At 62.0% G+C, this 19,333-nt stretch carries 13 protein-coding genes and 1 other annotated feature; of the genes, 10 read left to right on the forward strand and 3 right to left on the reverse strand.

The genetic code is table 11. The features are described from left to right. Nucleotides 1–2 precede the first annotated feature (2 nt). From ACE3P9_RS03765 to ACE3P9_RS03810, 10 genes are all read left to right on the forward strand, one after another. Complete coding sequence (locus ACE3P9_RS03765; protein ID WP_374491913.1) at nucleotides 3–629, forward strand: anti-phage-associated DUF3780 domain-containing protein; 627 nt, start codon at nucleotides 3–5, stop codon at nucleotides 627–629. After that, nucleotides 626–1,270, forward strand: coding sequence for a DUF4433 domain-containing protein (locus tag ACE3P9_RS03770; protein WP_374491914.1), 645 nt, complete (start codon nucleotides 626–628; stop codon nucleotides 1,268–1,270). Before ACE3P9_RS03765 ends, ACE3P9_RS03770 begins: the two co-directional genes overlap by 4 nt. Nucleotides 1,271–1,287: 17 nt before the next feature. Continuing rightward, complete coding sequence (locus tag ACE3P9_RS03775; RefSeq protein WP_374491915.1) at nucleotides 1,288–2,346, forward strand: macro domain-containing protein; 1,059 nt, start codon at nucleotides 1,288–1,290, stop codon at nucleotides 2,344–2,346. A gap of 14 nt (nucleotides 2,347–2,360) precedes the next feature. Then, nucleotides 2,361–5,384: an anti-phage-associated DUF1156 domain-containing protein gene (locus ACE3P9_RS03780; protein ID WP_374491916.1), complete on the forward strand. Its 3,024-nt coding sequence runs from the start codon at nucleotides 2,361–2,363 to the stop codon at nucleotides 5,382–5,384. Nucleotides 5,385–5,394: 10 nt separating this feature from the next. Then, nucleotides 5,395–5,811 carry a hypothetical protein gene (locus ACE3P9_RS03785; protein WP_374491917.1) on the forward strand — a complete coding sequence of 139 codons (417 nt, stop codon included), beginning with the start codon at nucleotides 5,395–5,397 and terminating at the stop codon, nucleotides 5,809–5,811. Next, entirely contained in the window at nucleotides 5,808–7,157 is a 1,350-nt protein-coding gene (locus ACE3P9_RS03790) for a KGGVGR-motif variant AAA ATPase (RefSeq protein ID WP_374491918.1), read from the forward strand. Before ACE3P9_RS03785 ends, ACE3P9_RS03790 begins: the two co-directional genes overlap by 4 nt. Next, nucleotides 7,154–8,548 (forward strand): hypothetical protein, encoded by a 1,395-nt coding sequence (locus ACE3P9_RS03795; protein WP_374491919.1) that lies wholly within the window; start codon nucleotides 7,154–7,156, stop codon nucleotides 8,546–8,548. The genes ACE3P9_RS03790 and ACE3P9_RS03795 overlap by 4 nt, the downstream gene beginning before the upstream one ends. A 5-nt stretch (nucleotides 8,549–8,553) precedes the next feature. Continuing rightward, nucleotides 8,554–11,289 carry a phospholipase D-like domain-containing anti-phage protein gene (locus ACE3P9_RS03800; RefSeq protein ID WP_374491920.1) on the forward strand — a complete coding sequence of 912 codons (2,736 nt, stop codon included), beginning with the start codon at nucleotides 8,554–8,556 and terminating at the stop codon, nucleotides 11,287–11,289. A gap of 479 nt (nucleotides 11,290–11,768) precedes the next feature. Continuing rightward, nucleotides 11,769–12,994, forward strand: a protein-coding gene (locus tag ACE3P9_RS03805) for an IS3 family transposase (protein ID WP_374491921.1) whose coding sequence is annotated in 2 segments (ribosomal slippage) — nucleotides 11,769–12,057 and nucleotides 12,057–12,994 — 1,227 coding nt in all. Because the reading frame shifts where the segments join, the coding sequence is not laid out codon by codon here. Further along, nucleotides 12,047–12,163 (forward strand) — a sequence feature (AL1L pseudoknot). It overlaps the preceding gene by 117 nt. A 238-nt stretch (nucleotides 12,995–13,232) precedes the next feature. Further along, entirely contained in the window at nucleotides 13,233–13,856 is a 624-nt protein-coding gene (locus ACE3P9_RS03810) for an RBBP9/YdeN family alpha/beta hydrolase (protein WP_374491922.1), read from the forward strand. A gap of 271 nt (nucleotides 13,857–14,127) precedes the next feature. Here the strand turns inward: ACE3P9_RS03810 and ACE3P9_RS03815 are convergent, their stop codons facing one another. The 3 genes from ACE3P9_RS03815 to ACE3P9_RS03825 form a co-directional block, all read right to left on the reverse strand. Further along, complete coding sequence (locus tag ACE3P9_RS03815) at nucleotides 14,128–15,432, reverse strand: hypothetical protein (protein WP_374491924.1); 1,305 nt, start codon at nucleotides 15,430–15,432, stop codon at nucleotides 14,128–14,130. Between the two features lie 13 nt (nucleotides 15,433–15,445). Further along, nucleotides 15,446–18,208: a magnesium-translocating P-type ATPase gene (gene mgtA / locus ACE3P9_RS03820; protein ID WP_374491925.1), complete on the reverse strand. Its 2,763-nt coding sequence runs from the start codon at nucleotides 18,206–18,208 to the stop codon at nucleotides 15,446–15,448. A gap of 253 nt (nucleotides 18,209–18,461) precedes the next feature. After that, the gene (locus tag ACE3P9_RS03825; RefSeq protein ID WP_374491947.1) at nucleotides 18,462–19,286 is read right to left on the reverse strand and encodes a 5'-methylthioadenosine/adenosylhomocysteine nucleosidase; all 825 of its coding nucleotides are present in this window, start codon (nucleotides 19,284–19,286) and stop codon (nucleotides 18,462–18,464) included. Between the last annotated feature and the right edge of the window lie 47 nt (nucleotides 19,287–19,333).

A 19,333-nucleotide genomic window follows, 5' to 3' on the forward strand; every position in this document is an offset into this window, starting at 1 on the left:
GGATGGCTAAAGCCGCAGGTAACACGCCATCGCCCAAGGCGCGTGCGCAAGTGCTGCACACGCTGGGTTTTGGCGTGCCTGCGACTTCTGATCCTCATCACTTCAAGGTCGTTATTCCCAAGGCCAGTACAGGCAAAGTTCAGATCAGTGAACACCTCGGCTTGCAGTCTGCAAGCAACGACAACGCAGTGATCGACCGCGTTCTGCTGGATCGCCCGCGCTGGACCGCCATTCGCGCCGAAGTTCAACGAGCCTTCAACGCTCGTCTGGCCACGCATGGCATCAAGCCCGGTGCTTGGAAGGTCGGCGACAACCCGGTGGATCGGTTGCTCGGCAAGGAATTATGCGTACTGGCCTGGGCCGTCGAGCAGATGGAGATGGAGAAGATTCCAGTCGCTGTGCGCAACTGGTTGGCGCTGCGCCCGGAGGAACGCTGGTGGTTGTTTGGCATGACGGCCATGAGCACCGGCGGGGTGATGGATGGGGGCAAGGGCTGGCGCGCAGCGCTCAAACACGCCTTGGGCGATGTGGCACAGAGCGAACTGCTCGCTCCTCGTGCCCGACGCGGCAAGCCGGAACAGGAAGTTGCCCAAGCCTCATTGGGGCTGTTCGGAGACGAAGCGCCATGAACGCCGTGCCCCTGCAGCCGAAGATCTACCACATTGCCCACGTAGATCGTCTGCCATCCATCGTGGCAACAGGTGGCCTATTGTCGGACGCAATGGTGCAAGCGCAGGCGCTGGGCGGAACGATGATTGGGATGAACCACATCAAGCAGCGTCGTTTGACTGAGCTTCAGCTTGCAAGTCATCCCGGCTTGTTCGTCGGTGCCTGCGTGCCGTTTTACTTCTGCCCGCGATCCGTGATGCTTTATTTGATCCACCGACGCAACGCAGAACTGGCTTACCAAGGTGGGCAAGCGTCCATCATCCACTTGCAGGCGGATTTGGGCGCAGTTGTGGCCTGGGCCAACGCGCAACCCGCTCGCTGGGCGTTCACGCTATCAAACGCCGGATCCTATTTTTTTGAAGACCGCAATGACTTGGCGCGTCTTGGTGAAATCAACTGGGCGGCGGTGCAGGCGAACAACTGGAGTGGCGGCCTGAAAGAAGGCAAACAAGCCGAGTTCCTGTTGGAGCAACATTTTCCGTGGCACCTGATCGAACGCATCGGCGTGCAGTCGGCCACGGTCTATCGACAAGTCGTCAACGCCCTTCCGGCCCACGGACACCGGCCTCCGGTCGAAGTGCGCCCGGACTGGTATTACTGAATGAGAGGAGCACAGCCATGATCGAGTACACCTCGGGCGACATCCTCCAGTGTGAGGCCGACGCACTGGTCAACACCGTCAATTGCGTCGGCGTGATGGGGCGTGGCATCGCCTTGCAGTTCAAGAACGTCTACCCCGAAAATTTCAAGGCCTACGAGGCCGCCTGCAAGCGTGAAGCCGTGCAGCCTGGTCGCATGTTCGTTTTTGAAACGGGGCAGCTCACCTTGCCGCGCTTCATCATCAACTTCCCGACCAAGCGCCACTGGCGTGGCAAGAGCCGCATCGAGGACATCGAGTCGGGCCTTATCGATCTCGTGAAGATCATCCGCGACAAGGGCATCCGATCCATTGCCATCCCACCCCTGGGCGCAGGCCTGGGCGGGCTGGACTGGAACGAGGTGCGACCACGCATCGAGCGCGCACTGGCAGAGCTTGCCGAAGTACGCGTGCTGGTGTTTGAGCCCAAGGGAGCCCCGGCCAACGACAAGATGGCGCACGTGCGCGAGGTACCCAAAATGACGGCGGGCCGCGCCGCCTTGGTGGAACTGATGCAGCGCTATCTTGGCGGCCTGCTTGACCCCTTTGTCACCCTGCTGGAAGTCCACAAGCTGATGTACTTCATGCAGGAGACAGGTGAGCCGCTGCGTCTCCAGTACGTCAAGCACCACTACGGCCCTTATGCAGAGAACCTGCGCCATGTGCTGAAGGCGGTGGAAGGCCATTTGATCGCGGGTTATGCCGACGGCGGCGATACGCCGGACAAGCCGCTCACACTGGTACCCGGTGCAGTGGAAGACGCCAAGGACTATCTGGATCAACACGACATCAGCCGCGTGCGTTTCGAGCGCGTAACCAAGCTGGTCGAGGGCTTCGAGTCGCCTTACGGGCTAGAACTCCTGGCCACAGTGCATTGGGTGATGAGCCGCGAGGGTGCCACACAGCACGAGAGCGTGGAACGTCAGGTCTATGGCTGGAACGCACGCAAGCAGCAGTTCACCCCGCGCCAGCTTGCCATAGCCGAAGAGCGGCTGCGCTCCCACGGCTGGCTATCACCGGACGTGGCAACGGCCCATTGAGGATTCATCAGGGAATGCAAAAAGCAACAATCACTCTCACGCCCTTGGCCCTGAAAGATGCGCCCGCGCTGATCGAAACAGTTTTCCCCGCCCAGAAGGTGTCGTTCGAGGCACAAAAGGAGCGCAAAGCAGGACCGGGCCAGACACTAACTGCGCTTGGATCATTCTGGAAAGGCCGCAAACCGCTAATCCTGGTGCGGGCCGTTGTGCTGGGCAGCCTTCTGCCGCCAACTAATGATGCGGAAGCAGACCTCGCCCTTTTTGAAAAACTCATGGCCTTCGACGACGAGGGCTTGGCGCGCCGTGCGCTGATCGGCAACGCCGTATCGCCAGCTGAGATTGCCGCGCGAATCCAACTTGAAAATCCGTGGGACTACTTTAAGGCCACGCTCAGGCGAGGTGATGTCACAGGTGGGGATGTTCGCTGGATGCGCTTTCCACTTGACGCGGATGCAGAAGGCATCTCTCTGCGCTGGCAGCGCAGCCTGAGTGACGACGAGAAGCTGGTGATCTATCGCAAGTTGATGGCCACCTACTCCAGCTATGAGGAAAAGGCCAGTCTGGGCAAGCGTCCGGAAGAGTTAGATCAGGAATGGCTGTATGCCCCAGTTTGGGCAGTGGTCAATCGCCACTACGCCCATTTGGGCGTGAACGTAAGATCTATCTCAGAGCTGGTGGAGCAACTGGGCATCCTGCGTTACGGCCATCGTCCACGCGTAGGCGACACCTTCTCGGGGGGCGGCTCCATCCCGTTCGAGGCCGCGCGCATCGGCTGCGATGTCTATGCCTCAGATCTCAACCCCATTGCCTGCATGCTGACTTGGGGGGCGTTGAACATCATCGGCGCCTCACCCAAGCGACAGACAGAAATAGAGAAACTTCAGCGTGAGGTGGCCAAGGCAGTAGACAAAGAAATCACCGACCTTGGCTTCGAGCATGACGAACAAGGCAATCGGATAAAGGCCTACCTTTACTGCATTGAAGCAAAGTGCCCGGAAACAGGCTGGCTTGTGCCTTTAGCGCCAAGCTGGGTTGTTTCGCCTCGGCAGCGGGTCGTTGCCAAGCTTGTCCCGAATTTTGCATTGAAGCGGTTCGACATTAAGTTGGAGTTTGGCGTTTCCGCATCTGCAATTGAAGAAGCGCAGAAAGGAACTGTTTCCGACGGCGATATGCTCTATGAGCTTGAGGGTAAAACCTATCGCACTTCAATCAAAACCCTACGTGGTGATTATCGAAAGGAAGATGGCAGCACTGGCAACCGTCTGCGCCTTTGGGAGAAGAGTGATTTCAAACCGCGCCCAGACGACATATTTCAGGAGCGACTGTACGCGATCCAGTGGATCACCAAGGACACCCTGTACGCAGGAAGGCAAGAGACATATTTCGCTGCACCTACCCAAGCTGACCTCGAGCACGAACGGGCCGTTGAAAAAGTTCTCTCAGAAAACCTGAGTCGCTGGCAGAACGAAGGCTTAGTGCCTGACATGGCTATCGAACAGGGAGACGAGACGACCCGCCTGCTGCGTGAGCGCGGCTGGACGCACTGGCATCATTTGTTTTCACCAAGGGATCTTTTAAAGTTAGCATTACTGCGGAAACATATCAGTGATCCTGCGTTGGCACCGGAACTCTGCGGGACGCTTGATTTTTGCTCTAAGCTATCACGCTGGATTGTGCGGTTTTCATCTGGGGGCGGCAGTGACTTCACTTCCAATGTGTTCTCGAATCAGGCGCTAAACACACTCTACAACTGGGCAAATAGATCTTTCTTCGATCACAGCTTTGTGCAGAGCTATAAAAATACGCCGATTCATGTAAACGCGTCTGTGGTCTGTTCGCCTAGTCGTGAAATTACCGAAGAACAGGATATCTTCATTACTGATCCGCCGTATGCCGATGCTGTGGCCTACGAGGAAATTACCGAATTCTTCATTGCATGGCTGCGAAAGAATCCGCCCAAACCTTTCGATGATTGGGTATGGGATTCGCGCCGTGCTCTGGCAGTCAAAGGCTCCGGCGATGACTTCCGGCACGGTATGGTTGCAGCCTACAAGGCGATGGCAGAGCATATGCCCGACAACGGCATGCAGTGTGTGATGTTCACGCATCAGGACACCGCCGTCTGGGGCGACCTGATCGGCATCTTCTGGGCGGCAGGGCTGCAAGTCGTCGCAGCCTGGTACATCGCCACTGAAACCACCTCCAAACTCAAGGATGGCGGCTACGTCCAGGGTACTGTCATCCTGATGCTCAAGAAGCGCGCTGCGGGCGAGCGCACTGGCTTCAAGCAGCGTCTGCTGCCCGCAGTACGTCAGGAAGTGGCACGGCAGATCGAGACCATGATGCACCTGAACGATGCCGTGGAAGCGCATCACGGTGAGCCGGTGTGGGGTGACTCCGATTTGCAGATGGCCGGTTATGCGGCAGCGCTGAAGGTGCTGACCGCCTACACACGCATTGGCGATGAGGACGTCACCAGCTTCGCCCTGCGCCCGCGCGCACGGGGTGAAGTCACGGTGGTGGATGAAATCGTCCAGCAGGCAGCGGAAACCGCATCCAGCCTGCTGGTGCCCGAAGATCTCACCGCCGACGCCTGGGGCCGCCTCACTGGCATCGAGCGATTTGTACTGCGGATGATGGACATGGAAACCGCAGGCGCGGGCAAACTGGACAACTACCAGAACTTCGCCAAGGCCTTCCGCGTAACGGACTACACCCGTGTGATGGGCGACATGCGGCCCAACAACGCACGTCTCAAGCGTGTCAGCGAATACGCTTCGCGCGATCTGACAGATGCCACCGAGATCGGCGTGACGCGGCTGGGTCAGCTCATCATTGCCTTGCAACAACTGCTCAAGGACACCGAGGCGCAAGTCATCGTCGAACAACTGCGATCCGAGATGGCTGACTTCCTGGAAGTCCGCTCCCTGCTGGTGGACATGCTGGCCTTCATCGAGCGCAAGTCGCCAGAGCCGCAAGCCCGCACCGCCGCCGAGGTGCTGGGCGCACGCCTGAAAAACCTGCGCTTCGGCGAGTGAGGGAAATTGCATGCAAGCAGATTTTCTAGATGCACATGAGCGCCACTGGGCTGATGCAGAGCGCTTGTTTCAAGCACAACGCTGGGCCAATGCCGATCATCTGTACGGCATGGCTGCAGAGTGCGGTTTGAAGCGGTTGATGCTGGTGTTTGGAATGCCCTTCGATACAAACAAGGATTGGCCTGCCAAGTTTGAGGATCGCGCGCATGCTGACGGAATATGGCTGCGTTTCGAGAGCTATCGCAGCGGCTATGCGCAAGGCGTCGGCTATGTGTTGCCTGTTACCAACCATTTTTCTCAATGGAAAGTCTCTGATCGCTACGCCCATCAGTCCAGTTTCGATCAAGCACGAGTACTGGGGCATCAAGCAGGTGCTCTGGCTGTGCGCGACCTGATCGCCAAGGCACAACGCGAGGGCTTGCTATGACTACCTTCGATCAAATTTTGCCGATCGCCACTGAGGTTCTGGCAGCTCACCACGACACGCTTGCACCGTTGGAATGGTTGATCGTCAACCGTGACCTCAATGGCCGGGTGCGCTTGATCGTGCCGGAACAAACCCGTGAGGACGAGGTTCAGCGTGCAGGTATCGAGGCCATTTATCAGGCGCTTGCCGAACGTCTTGCGCCGCATGCCTATGCGGCGAGCATGGGGGTTCTGTATGAGGCCACGCAAGAAGATGCCCAGCAGGGTGCATCGAGCTACCCTCTGAACGGATTCGACCGGGTATGGGTAGTGGATCGGCTGACCACCGAAGCCAACTGGGCGCGCATCGCACCGGAAACGACGGGAGTTCCGCGCGTCGTGTTCTTTTCCATCAAGGGTGGTGTGGGTCGCTCCACCGCGCTGGCTGCCACGGCGTGGCATCTGGCTCAAGAAGGTAAACGAGTGCTGGTACTGGACCTTGATCTGGAATCCCCCGGTTTGTCGTCTGCTCTCCTGCCGCCTGATCGTCAACCCGCCTATGGCATCACCGACTGGCTGGTTGAAGACCTGGTGAACAACGGCGATGCCGTCTTCGACAGCATCGTCGCCACCAGCAATCTTTCCCACGATGGTGAAATCCATGTAGTACCGGCGCATGGTGCTGCGCATGGTGAATACATCGCCAAGCTGGGACGTGTCTGGATGCCGAAGGTACAGGCAGATGGATCGCGTGAAATCTGGTCTGCCCGCCTTGGCCGTTTGCTGCATGCGCTGGAGGCACGTATTCAGCCCGATGTGGTGCTAATCGACTCGCGGTCTGGCATCGATGAAATTGCTTCTGCTTGCATCACCGACCTGGGAGCGAATCTTATTCTGCTGTTTTCCTTGGAAGGCGAGCAGACTTGGAACGGCTACCGGATGCTGTTCGAGCAGTGGCAGCATGCCCATGTTGCAGAACAAATCCGTGAGCGCCTGAGGGTTGTCGGTGCCATCGTGCCCGAACTGGACCGCATCACCTATCTGGAAGGCTTGCGTGAGAGTGCGTATGGCGTCTTTGCCGACACGCTCTACGACGAAATTGCGCCAGCCAATCCAGCGGCCATTGGCCCAACTGCGAGCGGCGACGGGAAATGGCGGGTTGACGATCTGGTTGAGGGCTGGAACTTCGACGAGGCCGATGAAGGCGCACCTCACCACCCCTGGGCGGTAAATTGGCACCGCAGTTTTGCCGGTCTGCGCTCCTTGCAGGGGCGACTCGCCAGCATCGACGGGCAGGAAGTGCAGGCTGTTTTTGGCTCATTGATCGGCGGCGTTTCCGATGCCTGCGATGGGAGGAAAGCGTCATGACGCAAGCCCAAAAATTTCGCGATGCCATTCTGGCTGCGCCGCTTGAGACCAGTAACTTCGGAGAGGCTCCGCAGGTTGGAACGCTGTATCTGCCGCCTTCGCATCTCAAGGCATTGAGATTAGATGCGCACATCGTTGTGGGCGGTCGTGGCGTAGGGAAATCGTTCTGGACGGCAGCGCTGCAATCTCAACAACTTCGCAATCAATTGGGGGCAGCGGTTACTGAGCTACAGGACATTGAAGTTTCTGCTGGTTTTAGCCAAGCGCCTGACATCGACAATTACCCCGATGCCGACGTTTTTGCCGCCTTCCTTGTGCAGAATGGCGACCCCTACGATTTGTGGCGGGCAGTGATTTTGCGTTGGGTCGCTCAGAAGGCAGGCGAGCAGATTCCAAGTGGCAACTGGCAGGCAACGGTCGATTGGTTGAAGCAACAACCGGAAGAAGCTGCAAAACTGATGCAGCGCCCACGAAATTGGAAGGGGTTGATTCTTTTTGATGCACTGGATCGCACCAGCACCGACTGGCAACACATGGATAACATCGTGCGGGGTCTGTTACGTGCGGCACTTTGGTTGAAAACATTTCCTGGTCTGTTCGCCAAGGTGTTCCTGCGCGAAGATCAGGCAGAACGCACGGTATTCAACTTTCCTGACGCCTCAAAGCTCACCGCGACCAAAGCTGAACTGGTATGGGCAAGACATGATCTACATGGCTTGCTATGGCAGCGCCTCATCAATGCACCGAATGGTCATGGCGAGCTGATGCGCAGTATCTGCAAAAACATCGAATCAAATGATGCATGGCATGTCGCTGCCGACATGAAGTCGGAATCCGATATGCAGAAGAAGGCGTTTGAGACGCTGGCTGGCCCGTGGATGGGACGCGATAAACGTCGCGGGGTGCCTTATACATGGTCAGTTGGGCATTTGGCCGATGGACGCGGCCAAACGTCCCCACGCTCCTTTCTTGCGGCCATCAGGCGGGCAGCGGAAGATTCCAACGAACGATATCCGCAGCATGCCTATGCCCTGCATTTTGAGAGCATCAAGAGGGGTATTCAGAAGGCTTCAGAAATCCGCGTGCAGGAAATGGCCGAAGATTACCCTTGGGTGCCAGACGTCCTCGCAAGCTTGAGCGGCATGAACGTGCCCATCGATTTCGATGCCGTCGAGGCGAAGTGGAAAGAGAAGTTTCCTGGTGGCGCACAAAGCATCAGCACGACCCATTTGCCTGCGCAACACGTTGATCGCGGCTGGGACGGGGTGCGTGAAGATTTGCAGCGCATTGGCTTGCTGGAAACCAAGAAAGACGGCCGTATCGACATGCCAGACCTTTACCGTGTCGGCTTCGGCCTGGGCCGCAAGGGCGGCGTGAAGCCAAAGAACTGAAGCGTATGAGCATCCGGCGTTTTTCTTCGCGTACCCATCGGTTGGATGCCAGCTTCCTGATGCAGCATCTGGTCGGTGCGCAGAGCTACAAGCGCATTGCGGGCTACTTCACCAGCTCCTTGTTCGAAGTGGCTGGCGAGGCGCTGGAACATATCCCCGAGGTCAAGATTGTCTGCAATGTGGACATCCACCCGGACGACCTGAAAGTGGCGCAGCTGCGCGAGAGCAAGATGCTGGGCCGCTGGAACGAGCGCGCCTTGGAGGCCGAGGTCCTGCTGAACCGCGAACGCTATCGACGGCTGGACGCGTTTCTTGCCAAGCATGGACAGGCAGTGCGCATCGCACCCGACAACATCTGCGGTTTTGTGCACGGCAAGGCAGGAGTGATTACCTTGGCGGATGGCAGCAGGCTAGGCTTCATCGGGTCGATGAACGAAACGCGCAGCGGCTGGCAGCGTCACTACGAAATCCTGTGGGAGGACGAATCCCCGGAAGGTGTGGCGTGGATCGAAGAAGAATTTGACTTTCTCTGGAATGCAGCAAAGCCGCTGCCTCAGGCAGTGATCCGCGAGGTACATCGGCGCGGCTATCGGCGAGAGATCGAATTCATCGAGATCGATGATGACGAAAATCTTGCCCCTGCGGCGCTGATTGAATCGCCGCTCTACCGGGAAGGCCAGCAATTACAGCCGTGGCAGCAAGGATTTCTGACCGAATGTCTGCGCCATCAACGGCTTTACGGCACGGTGCGCCTGCTGTTGGCCGACGAAGTCGGACTGGGTAAGACGCTGTCGCTGGCCACGGCCGCCCTGACGCTCTGCCTGTTGGCCGACAAAGACAATGAGCCGCGCCGCCCGGTCGTGATCTTTGCCCCGGCCACACTGACCGAACAATGGCAAACCGAGATGCTGGACAAGCTGGGCATCCCAACCGCACGGTGGGATACCGTGAGCAAAGTCTGGCTGGATGCGGACGAGCGCGTGCTGTCGCCTGCCGGGCGCGAGCAAATTGCCCATTGCCCGCTGCGCATCGGCATTGTCTCCACTGGCTTGATGATGCGCGATTCGCTGGAAAAGCAGCACCTGCTCGGTATGCGCTTCGGTGTCGTGATCCTGGACGAAGCACACAAGGCCAGAACTCGCCAGGGCTTCGGCAAGGAAGCCGGAACACCGAACGAGCTACTGGCTTTCATGCGTGAAATCGCCTCCCGTGCCGATCACGTGCTGCTGGGCACGGCCACGCCGATCCAGACCAACCCTGCTGATTTATGGGATTTGCTGGGTATCCTGCACCAAGGCCCAGGCCGCTTCGTGCTTGGCCACGATCTTGCGCCGTGGCACCGGCCTGACGAAGTGCTCGACATCCTCGCGGGCCGCGTGGAGGTGGAATCGCTGGCACACGCATGGGAGCTGCTACGCTCGCCACTGCCACGCACGGAATCGACCAGCGAGCCGCGCGCGCGGCGCTTGTTCTCCGCCATCCGGCAGGACTTGGGATTGCAAAACGGCGAGTGGCAAACCAACCGAACGCTGGCCGACCTGACGGAAGAAACGCGGGAGATTCTGGAAGAAGAACTGGAGCGCCGCATTGCGGGGGCCACGCTGTTCCAGCGCGAAAACCCGCTAGTGCGCCATGTGGTACTGCGTAAACGTCAGCAGCTTGAAGAGGCGGGGCTGCTGGCGCGTGTAGCCGTGGACGTTCACCCGGAACGCGAGCAGGTTTCGGAACAACGCGCCTTCGATACCTTGTTTGAAGGCAAGGCGCTGCGCACGTCGGAAGACTTCCGACAGGCCTATGGCGAGGCTCGCGCTTTCGGCAAAGCACTGGCCAAGCGCGGCAAGGGCAGCGGCTTCATGAAGAACTTGATGGAACAGCGCATCTGCTCTAGTGTCCACGCGGGCTTGGCGACAGCGCGGCGTTTACTGCAAGGCGATGCCGAGCACGAGGAAGACGAAGAACAGGAAGTCGATCTCAAAGTCGAGACGGGTGAGGAGCGCGAAGTTCTGCAACGCCTGATTACCCGACTCGAGCGACTGGAAGCCGATCCGAAGATGGAGGCCGTCGTCCACTTTCTCGACAAGGAGAAATGGCTGGGATTGGGCGTCATCATCTTCAGTCAGTATTACGACACGGCCAAGTGGCTGGCGGACTCACTGGCGGCGCGCTACCCGGAAGAAGCTGTCGGCCTGTATGCGGGTGCGGGTCGGAGCCGTCTGTACCAGCGCGGCGACAGCGTGAGTGTCGAGCGTGAGACCTTGAAGCGGATGGTCGCCGAGCACCAGATTCGCGTTATGGTGGCGACCGATGCCGCCTGCGAAGGCTTGAACCTGCAAACATTGGGCACGCTGATCAACGTCGATCTGCCGTGGAACCCAACGCGCCTCGAACAGCGGATTGGCCGGATCAAACGCTTCGGACAGCGGCGTGAAACCGTGGATATGCTGAACCTCGTGTTCGAGCAGACCGTGGACGAAAAGATCTACGAGCGCCTGTCGGAGCGCATGAAGAACCGCTATGACCTCTTCGGGTCGCTGCCTGACACCATCAAGGACGAGTGGATCGATGACATTGAAACACTCGGTGAACAGCTGGACGAGTACATCAACGCCCAGAAGACAGCGACAGGCTTCGACCTGCGCTACACCGGCACGATGATGCCACCGGACAAAGATTGGCGTGAGTTCACAGAAGTCTTGTCGCGGCGCGATCTCGCCATCCTGATGTGTACATCATGGAGGTAATTGTCAATATTTTCAGATTTACCTCAAGAAATTATCTGTCGAGTCCCATGTGATCATGTTCCCCGTAAAAGCTGGGCATTCTTTGAAGCCCGAGCAGTGATGCTCGGGGTGCTGGAGTCCTTTGAACGGGAGTAAGTGACATGAGCCAAGTCCACCCGCGGGGCACGCACGACGCCGCGAACCAGAGCCGAGATCAAGGCCTCATCGGCAACGCCAGGGCAATTGGCCGAGCGCTACAACATCACTGCGGCCACGGCGCGCAAATGGAAGCGACGGGACAGTTGCGAAGACCTGTCGCATCGGCCTCACACACTGCACACGACCCTGTTGCCGGTGCAAGAGGCTATTGCCGTGGAACTGCGTCGCCTGTTGCTCTTACCCTTGGACGATCTGCTCGCTGTAGTTCGCGAGTTCATCAACCCAGATGTCTCTGAAGCGCCCCGGGTTTCACGGAGGCTCCAACATTGGAGAATGGAGCCATGAAGAAGTCCGCAAAGTTTTCGCCAGAGGTCCGTGAGCGCGCCGTGCGCATGGTGCTGGAGCACCGCTCAGAGCACCCGTCGCAATGGGCGACCATCAAATCGATTGCCGAGAAGATTGGCTGCGTGCCGCAAACCCTGCACACCTGGGTGCGCCAGCACGAGGTGGATGCCGGTCAACGTGACGGCGTAACCACCGCAGATGCTCAACGCATCAAAGATCTGGAGCGAGAGAACCGTGAACTGCGCCGGGCCAACGAGATCCTGAAGCTGGCCAGCGCGTTTTTCGCCCAGGCGGAGCTCGACCGCCGCATCAAGTCCTGAAGGCCTTCGTCGACCAGCACCGCCAGCAGTTTGGGGTCGAGTCGATCTGCCGCGTCTTGCAGATTGCCCCATCCGCGTACTGGCTTCATGCCGCACGTCAGCGGCAGCCAGGCTTGCGCTCGCTGCGAGCCCAGCGCGATGCGGTGCTGGTGCCGCAGATTCAACGTGTGTGGCACGCCAACCTGCAGGTCTACGGCGCAGACAAGGTCTGGCTGCAACTCAATCGCGAGGGCATTACTGTGGCGCGCTGCACCGTCGAGCGGCTGATGCGCCAGCAAGGCCTGCAGGGTGTGCGCCGAGGCAAGGCACAGCGCACCACCATGGCTGATCCGAAGGTGTCTTGCCCGCTTGATCGGGTCAATCGCCAATTCCGGGCTGATCGCCCCAATCAGCTGTGGGTCTCGGACTTCACCTACGTATCGACCTGGCAGGGCTGGGTCTATGTGGCCTTCGTCATTGATGTGTTCAGCCGTCGCATCGTGGGTTGGCGCCAGAGCAGCTCCATGCACACAGACTTCGTGCTCGACGCACTGGAGCAGGCCCTGTACGACCGTAAGCCGTCCGAGGAAGATGGTCTGATTCATCATTCCGACAGGGGCTCGCAATACCTCTGCATTCGCTACAGCGAGCGACTGGCCGAGGCCGGGATCGAACCGTCAGTCGGCTCGAAGGGCGACAGCTATGACAACGCCCTGGCCGAAACCATCAACGGCTTGTACAAGGCCGAGGTGATCCACCGCCGTGGCCCATGGAAGACAAAGCAGGCCGTCGAGCTGGCCACGCTGGAATGGGTCTCTTGGTTCAACCACCATCGGTTGATGGGGCCACTTGGTAATGTCCCGCCCGCAGAGTTCGAGGCAAACTACCATCAACAACGCGCTGGTCAGACCGCGACTGTCTGACTTAAACCAACTGGCCTCTGCAAAACCCGGGGCGCTTCACTTACCAGAAATTTGGAAAATTTCAAGGATGTTCATGGAAAAGTTATCGTTTCAGTCGCTATCGATATTTCAGAGGTAAATACGAAACAATGGCACCAACCACAAAATCACAAAAAGAAATATAAAAATCGCTTCTTATTCTTTTTAAAACTGAAGCATGCGCGGCATCATGGGGGTTCAGATGTCAGGAGAATCCATCATGCACGCCGCTTTTTCGCTTGTTCGCGCCCGCCATGCCGCTCCGGTGCGCATTGTGATGGTGCCGGGCTGGCACAACTCGGGGCCTGCGCACTGGCAGACGTGCTGGGAGCAGCGGCTGCCGCAGGCCGAGCGGGTGCAGCAGCAGGACTGGGAGGCGCCGGAGCGCGGGGCGTGGGTGGCGCAGCTGGCGCGCACGATCACGGCGCGGCCCGGTCCGGTGGTGCTGGTGGCGCACAGTCTGGGGTGCATCACTTCCGTGCATCTGCCGGCTGCCGTGGCGGCGCGGGTGCAGGCGGCGCTGCTGGTGGCGCCGGCCAATCCGCTGCGCGTGGCGGCGCTGGAGGGCTTTGCCCCGGTGCCGCGCACGGTGCTGCCCTACCCGAGCGTGGTGGTGGGCAGCGACAACGATCCCTACTGCCCGCTCGATCTGGTGCAGCAATACGCCGACGCCTGGGGCAGCGAGCTGGTGCGCATGACGGGTGCGGGACACATCAACGCCGATTCGGGGCATGGCGCCTGGCCTGAGGGGTGGGAGATTCTGCAGGGGGTGCTGCAGCGAGTGGCCTCTGCGCCGCCGCATGCGGTGCGCCAGCCGGCCGAGACCTGCCGAATGTGCGCCTGAAGCCCGCCTGAACGGCATGCCCTGCCTACCCGCCCCTGCCTGCAGATGCGCAGACGGTGTGGGATGCAGGCGGCGCAGGCCCAGGCTCAGGTACTTGTCGCCGCGATGCGCGCTGTGCCTCTGCCGCCTTTTTCTGCCTCTTTTCGCCCTTGTTCGGCTTACCGACTGTCTGGAGACTTTGCCATGTCCCGCGTTATCCCCATTGCCCCGACGGCCTCGTTGCTTCCGTCTTCCGATTCCCTTGTGCCACAGGCGCGCGACGTGCTGGCGCTCACGGCGCTGGCGTGGAGCCTGCCGGTGCCGTCTGCCGCTCTGCAGCCTGCGCCTGCAGCACCTGCCATTCACGCTCACGCAGCCGATGCGGGGCCGCTCCGCATTCCGCTGAACGAGAGCCGCGAAGCCCAGGGCTGGCCCTACTGGCCGGCCTATCCGGGCATGGCTGCGGGCTGGCGCTGAGGGCGGGCCGACTGTCTGCGCCGGGTGCGGATGGCGCCGGGGCCTGCTGAGGCATGGGCAGGGCCCAGTGCTGCAGGGCTGGCAGGTCGATGCCAAACACATACGGAAACCGCACGGCCCACCTTGCATAGCGCAGGGCGCCGGATTCGGACAGGCTCCAGAGCCGACCCTGGGGGTCGAAGGCGAGGTTTTCCAGCCCGGGAACGAGGGTGTAGCGGGCCTGCGTGCGCCCGTGGGCATCGAGCCGGTACAGCGTGCCCCGGTGGCTGTCGCTGGTGGCGACCCAGAGCGTGCCGTCGTGGTCGAACGCCGCGCCCTGTGCCCGGGGCGGCAGAGGCACGGCGGCGGTGGCCAGCGTCTCGTTCACGCACTGGTCCGGGGGCAGTGCCTGCAGGGTGGCTGGATCGAGCCGGTACAGGCGGGGCGGTGGCTGTGTGCGGGTGTGGCGCGCCCAGACGCCGAGCCAGAGGGCCTGCCCTTCCCAGGTGACAAAGGAGCCGCGCAGCGCCCCGCAGAGCCGCCATGCGCGTCGGGCGCCGATGACCGGGCCGGTGGCGTGGGTGCGGGGCAGGTCGATGCGCCAGAGGGTAGTGGTGTCGGCCATCCACAGCCGGCCGCTGCCCTGTGCGCCCGCGGGCGACCATGCCAGCCCACCGGCATGGTGGCAGGTGCCGGCGGGCCAGTCCAGATGGCCGCGTGCCTGCCCGGTGGCCGGGTCGAGCCACGTCACGCGGCAGGTGGGAGATATGGCAGCGGCCGCACTGCTCACATCGCCCGACGCCGCCACCTCTGCACCAGCCGCAGAATGGTTCCCGGCATCCGACGCGGTGCGGTAGCTGGAGAGGTACATCCAGCCGGAGTGGTCGAAGGCGAGCCCCTGCGGCACCCAGCCTGCCGCCAGCCCGGGAATCGGCCAGCGGGGCATCAGGGCAGACACGGGCATCGCGTCTGCAGGAAAGATGCCCTGCTGTGCCGGAGGGGCCTGCTGCGCCCGCACAGGAAGGGGCAGCCCGCCGAGGCCGATCCCCAGCAGCGCACCCCCCAGCAGGCCGCAGATCCACCGGAGCATGGCGCTGGAGCAGGCGCTGTGGGCTCGGAAGTGCGGCAGGGGCAGTACCATGGCCCGCACCGCCTCACTCCCAGCCGAAGCGGCGGATGTAGAAGCGCTTCATGAGCTGGGTGAGCAGCATGTAGCCCAGCACCAGCAGGGGCAGCAGCGCAAAGTAGTGCAGCGGCAGGGGCTGCAGCCGCAGCACGGGGGCCAGCGGCCCCATGGGCAGGAAGATGCCCACGGCGATGATCGCCACCGACATGACCACCAGCAGCCAGGCCGGGCGGCTCTGCACAAACGGAATGCGCGGGGTGCGGATCATGTGCACGATGAGCGTCTGGGTGACGAGCCCCTCCACGAACCAGCCGGACTGGAAGAGCGTCTGCTGCGCGGGGGTCTGGGCCCCGAAGAGGTGCCACATCATGAGGAAGGTGAGCACATCGAACACCGAGCTGATGGGCCCGAAGCAGATCATGAAGCGGCCTATGTCGGCCGGGTTCCAGCGCAGGGGGCGGCGCAGGGTGTCGGCATCCACATGGTCGAAGGGAATGGCCGTCTGCGAGATGTCGTAGAGCAGGTTCTGCACCAGCAGGTGGATGGGCAGCATGGGCAGAAACGGGATGAACGCCCCGGCAATGAGCACCGAGAACACGTTGCCGAAGTTGGAGCTGGCGGTGATGCGGATGTACTTGAGCATGTTGGCGAAGGTGCGGCGCCCTTCGAGCACGCCCTCCTCCAGCACCATGAGGCTCTTTTCGAGCAGGATGATGTCGGCTGCCTCCTTGGCGATGTCCACGGCCGAGTCGACCGAGATGCCGATGTCGGCGGCACGCAGGGCGGGGGCGTCGTTGATGCCGTCGCCCATGAAGCCGACCACATGGCCCCGGGTCTTGAGCAGCCGCACGATGCGCTCCTTGTGCGCGGGAGTGAGCCTGGCGAACACGTTGTGCCGCTCCAGCTCGGGGGCCAGGGTGGCGTCGTCCATGGCCTCGATCTGGCTGCCGAGCAGCAGGCCCTGCTGCGCGAGACCGACTTCGCGGCAGATCTTGGAGGTGACGAGGTCGTTGTCGCCCGTGAGCACCTTGACCTCCACGCCATGCGCGGCCAGCGCGCGCAGGGCAGGGGCGGTGGATTCCTTGGGCGGATCGAGAAAGGCCACATAGCCCGCGAGCGTGAGCCCCGCCTCGTCGGCAAGGCCGTAGGTGGTCTGGGTGCCGGGCGTGCGCCGGCCCGCCACGGCCACCACGCGCATGCCCTCTTCGTTGAGGTCGGCTGTCACCTTGCGGATGCACGCGAGCAGCTCCGGCGTGAGGGGCTGCTCCTCCTGCCCATGCCGCACCGAGGTGCAGATGGACAGCACCTCCTCCACCGCGCCCTTGCAGATGAGCAGGTGGTCGTGCGCGGGGGTGGCCACCACCACCGACATGCGCCGGCGGGTGAAGTCAAAGGGGATCTCGTCGACCTTGGCATAGCGGTGTGCGGGGTCGAGGGCGCGGAGATCGTCGGCATGGGCGAGCACGGCCACGTCCAGCAGGTTCTTGAGGCCGGTCTGGTAGTAGCTGTTGAGGTAGGCGAATTCCAGCACCTCGTCCGAATCCTGCCCCCACACATCGACGTGGCGGGCGAGGAAGATGCGATCCTGCGTGAGCGTGCCGGTCTTGTCGGTGCAGAGGACGTCCATGGCGCCGAAATTCTGGATCGCGTCGAGCCGCTTGACGATGACCTTCTTGCGCGAGAGAAACACCGCCCCCTTGGCCAGGGTCGAGGTCACGATCATGGGCAGCATCTCGGGCGTGAGCCCCACCGCCACCGACAGCGCAAACAGCAGCGCCTCGGTCCAGTTGCCCTTGGTGAAGCCGTTGAGAAGCAGCACCACCGGCACCATGACGAGCATGAAGCGGATGAGCAGCCAGCTCACCTGGTTGACCCCCGTCTGGAACGAGGTGGGAGCCCGGCTGGCCGCCGTGACGCGCCCGGCCAGCGCCCCGAAGTAGGTGCGCGCCCCCGTGTGCACCACCACGGCAGTGGCCGAACCCGACACCACGTTGGTGCCCATGAAGACCAGATTCTCGCGCTCCAGCACCTCGCCGGTGGCCGCGCGGCGCAGGGTGGGGAATTTCTCGATCGGCAGGGATTCGCCCGTCATGGCGGACTGGTTGATGAACAGGTCCTTGGCCGTGAGCACCCGGCAGTCGGCCGGGATCATGTCGCCCGCAGCCAGCACCACGATGTCGCCGGGCACCAGCGCGTGCAGCGGCTCCTCCAGCCGCTGGGGGCCCTGGGCCTGCAGGCGCACCCCGAAGTAGCGCTCGGCATCGGGCTGCACCTCGGCCACCGGGTCGGGGCGCATCACGGTGGCCGTGTTGCTGACCAGGGCCTTGAGGGCATCGGCCGCGCGGTTGGAGCGGGCCTCCTGCCAGAAGCGCAGCAGCGTGGAGAACACCACCATGGTGCCAATCACGATGGCGCCGCGCATGTCGTCGGTGGACCAGGACACCCCCGCGAGCACGGTGAGCAGCAGATTGAACGGGTTGCTGTAGCAGTGCCACAGGTGATGCCACCAGGGCAGCGGCTTTTCCTGCTGGATCTCGTTGGGCCCGGTGCGCTCGCGCACGGCGTCCGCCTGGGCCTGCGTGAGTCCGCCGGGCTGGCTGCCCAGCTGCGTGAGCAGCTCGGCCGCCCCGGCATCGGAAGCGGCCAGCATGCCGGCCGACAGATCGGGCGGCAGGCTGTGCGCGCCCGGATGCGCCGCCGACACATCGGCCAGCACAAAGCGCCGGAAATGGCGCGCAAAGTGGCGGGTACGCAGAAAATGGGCAAACGATGCCCGAAAGGCCAACGGCATGGAGTTCTCCGGTACGGCCGGGGCCCATGCCCTGGTCGGCAGGCCGCCTGCGCACCCGAAAACCCCGCAGGGCCCTGTCCGGCGCGTGTCAGGGGCTCAGCAGACATTGTCGGACAAGCACTGCCCCGCCAGGTGTCATTCCCATGACACTCTGCCGCCGGGCTGGTGCCCCAAAGACCCCGGTGGCCGCATCGGCACCTGCGAACTCCACCGGCATGCTCCCGGACTTCCCGCCCGGCAGCGCAGCAGCGCGTCAGGACACCAGCCGGGCAGCGCCCTGCGGTCCCCTCGCCGGCAGTGCACGCAGCCAGGCATCGAGCACGGCCACGCTGTAGCGGCTGGCCACGCGGTCGACAAAGCGGGTGAAATCGGCATGGGCGTCGTCGTCGGCCCGGTCGCTGATGGTGCGCAGGGCTGCAAACGGCAGGCCATAGTCATGGCAGACCTGCGCCACGGCCGCGCCCTCCATTTCCACGCACAGGCCATCGGGCAGCGCCTCGCGCAGGGCAGCGCTCTCGGCGCTCGTGGCGACGAAGCGGTCGCCGCTCAGGATGAGCCCCTCGTGCACGCGCGACGCCTGCAGGTCGAATTCCGCCACCGCCTCGCTGCCCAGCGTGTCGTGCGGATGGGCCAGCACGCTGTGCGCCGCCTCCACCAGCGCACGCGAGAGCAGCGCATCGACGGGAAAGCGCGAGCGCCCATAGAGCGGCACCTCGTAGGGCGCGAACAGCGGCGAGGCGTTCATGTCGTGCTGCAGCAGACTGTGGGCCACCACCATGTCCCCTACCCGCACATCCCGGGCGAGCCCGCCGGCCACGCCGGTAAAGACCATGCAGTCCACCCCGTACTGCGCAATCAGCGCGGTGGCTGTGGTGGCCGCTGCCACCTTGCCGATGCGCGAACGCACGGCCACCACCTCATGGCCATGCCAGTGCCCCTGCCAGAAGGTACGCCCGCCGGTGACGCTGCGGCGCTCGTCGGGCAGCCGTTCGATCACGGCTGAAAGCTCGGCATGCATGGCACTGACGATGCCGATGCGGGCAGGACGGAAGGACGACGGGGACAGATCGGCAGACATGGACAGACAGTGCTCCGGCAGCAGGGAAGGCAGCCATACGGAAATGG

It is taken from the genome of Allobrachymonas sp., assembly GCF_041912815.1.
In the GTDB taxonomy this organism is placed as follows: Bacteria; Pseudomonadota; Gammaproteobacteria; order Burkholderiales; family Burkholderiaceae_C; genus Brachymonas.

Coding starts and splice junctions, on each gene's coding strand:
- ACE3P9_RS03765 (WP_374491913.1), top strand. CDS start 3: ATGGCTAAAGCCGCAGGTAACACGCCATCGCCCAAGGCGCGTGCGCAA.
- ACE3P9_RS03770 (WP_374491914.1), top strand. CDS start 626: ATGAACGCCGTGCCCCTGCAGCCGAAGATCTACCACATTGCCCACGTA.
- ACE3P9_RS03775 (WP_374491915.1), top strand. CDS start 1,288: ATGATCGAGTACACCTCGGGCGACATCCTCCAGTGTGAGGCCGACGCA.
- ACE3P9_RS03780 (WP_374491916.1), top strand. CDS start 2,361: ATGCAAAAAGCAACAATCACTCTCACGCCCTTGGCCCTGAAAGATGCG.
- ACE3P9_RS03785 (WP_374491917.1), top strand. CDS start 5,395: ATGCAAGCAGATTTTCTAGATGCACATGAGCGCCACTGGGCTGATGCA.
- ACE3P9_RS03790 (WP_374491918.1), top strand. CDS start 5,808: ATGACTACCTTCGATCAAATTTTGCCGATCGCCACTGAGGTTCTGGCA.
- ACE3P9_RS03795 (WP_374491919.1), top strand. CDS start 7,154: ATGACGCAAGCCCAAAAATTTCGCGATGCCATTCTGGCTGCGCCGCTT.
- ACE3P9_RS03800 (WP_374491920.1), top strand. CDS start 8,554: ATGAGCATCCGGCGTTTTTCTTCGCGTACCCATCGGTTGGATGCCAGC.
- ACE3P9_RS03810 (WP_374491922.1), top strand. CDS start 13,233: ATGCACGCCGCTTTTTCGCTTGTTCGCGCCCGCCATGCCGCTCCGGTG.
- ACE3P9_RS03815 (WP_374491924.1), bottom strand. CDS start 15,432: ATGGTACTGCCCCTGCCGCACTTCCGAGCCCACAGCGCCTGCTCCAGC.
- mgtA (WP_374491925.1), bottom strand. CDS start 18,208: ATGCCGTTGGCCTTTCGGGCATCGTTTGCCCATTTTCTGCGTACCCGC.
- ACE3P9_RS03825 (WP_374491947.1), bottom strand. CDS start 19,286: ATGTCTGCCGATCTGTCCCCGTCGTCCTTCCGTCCTGCCCGCATCGGC.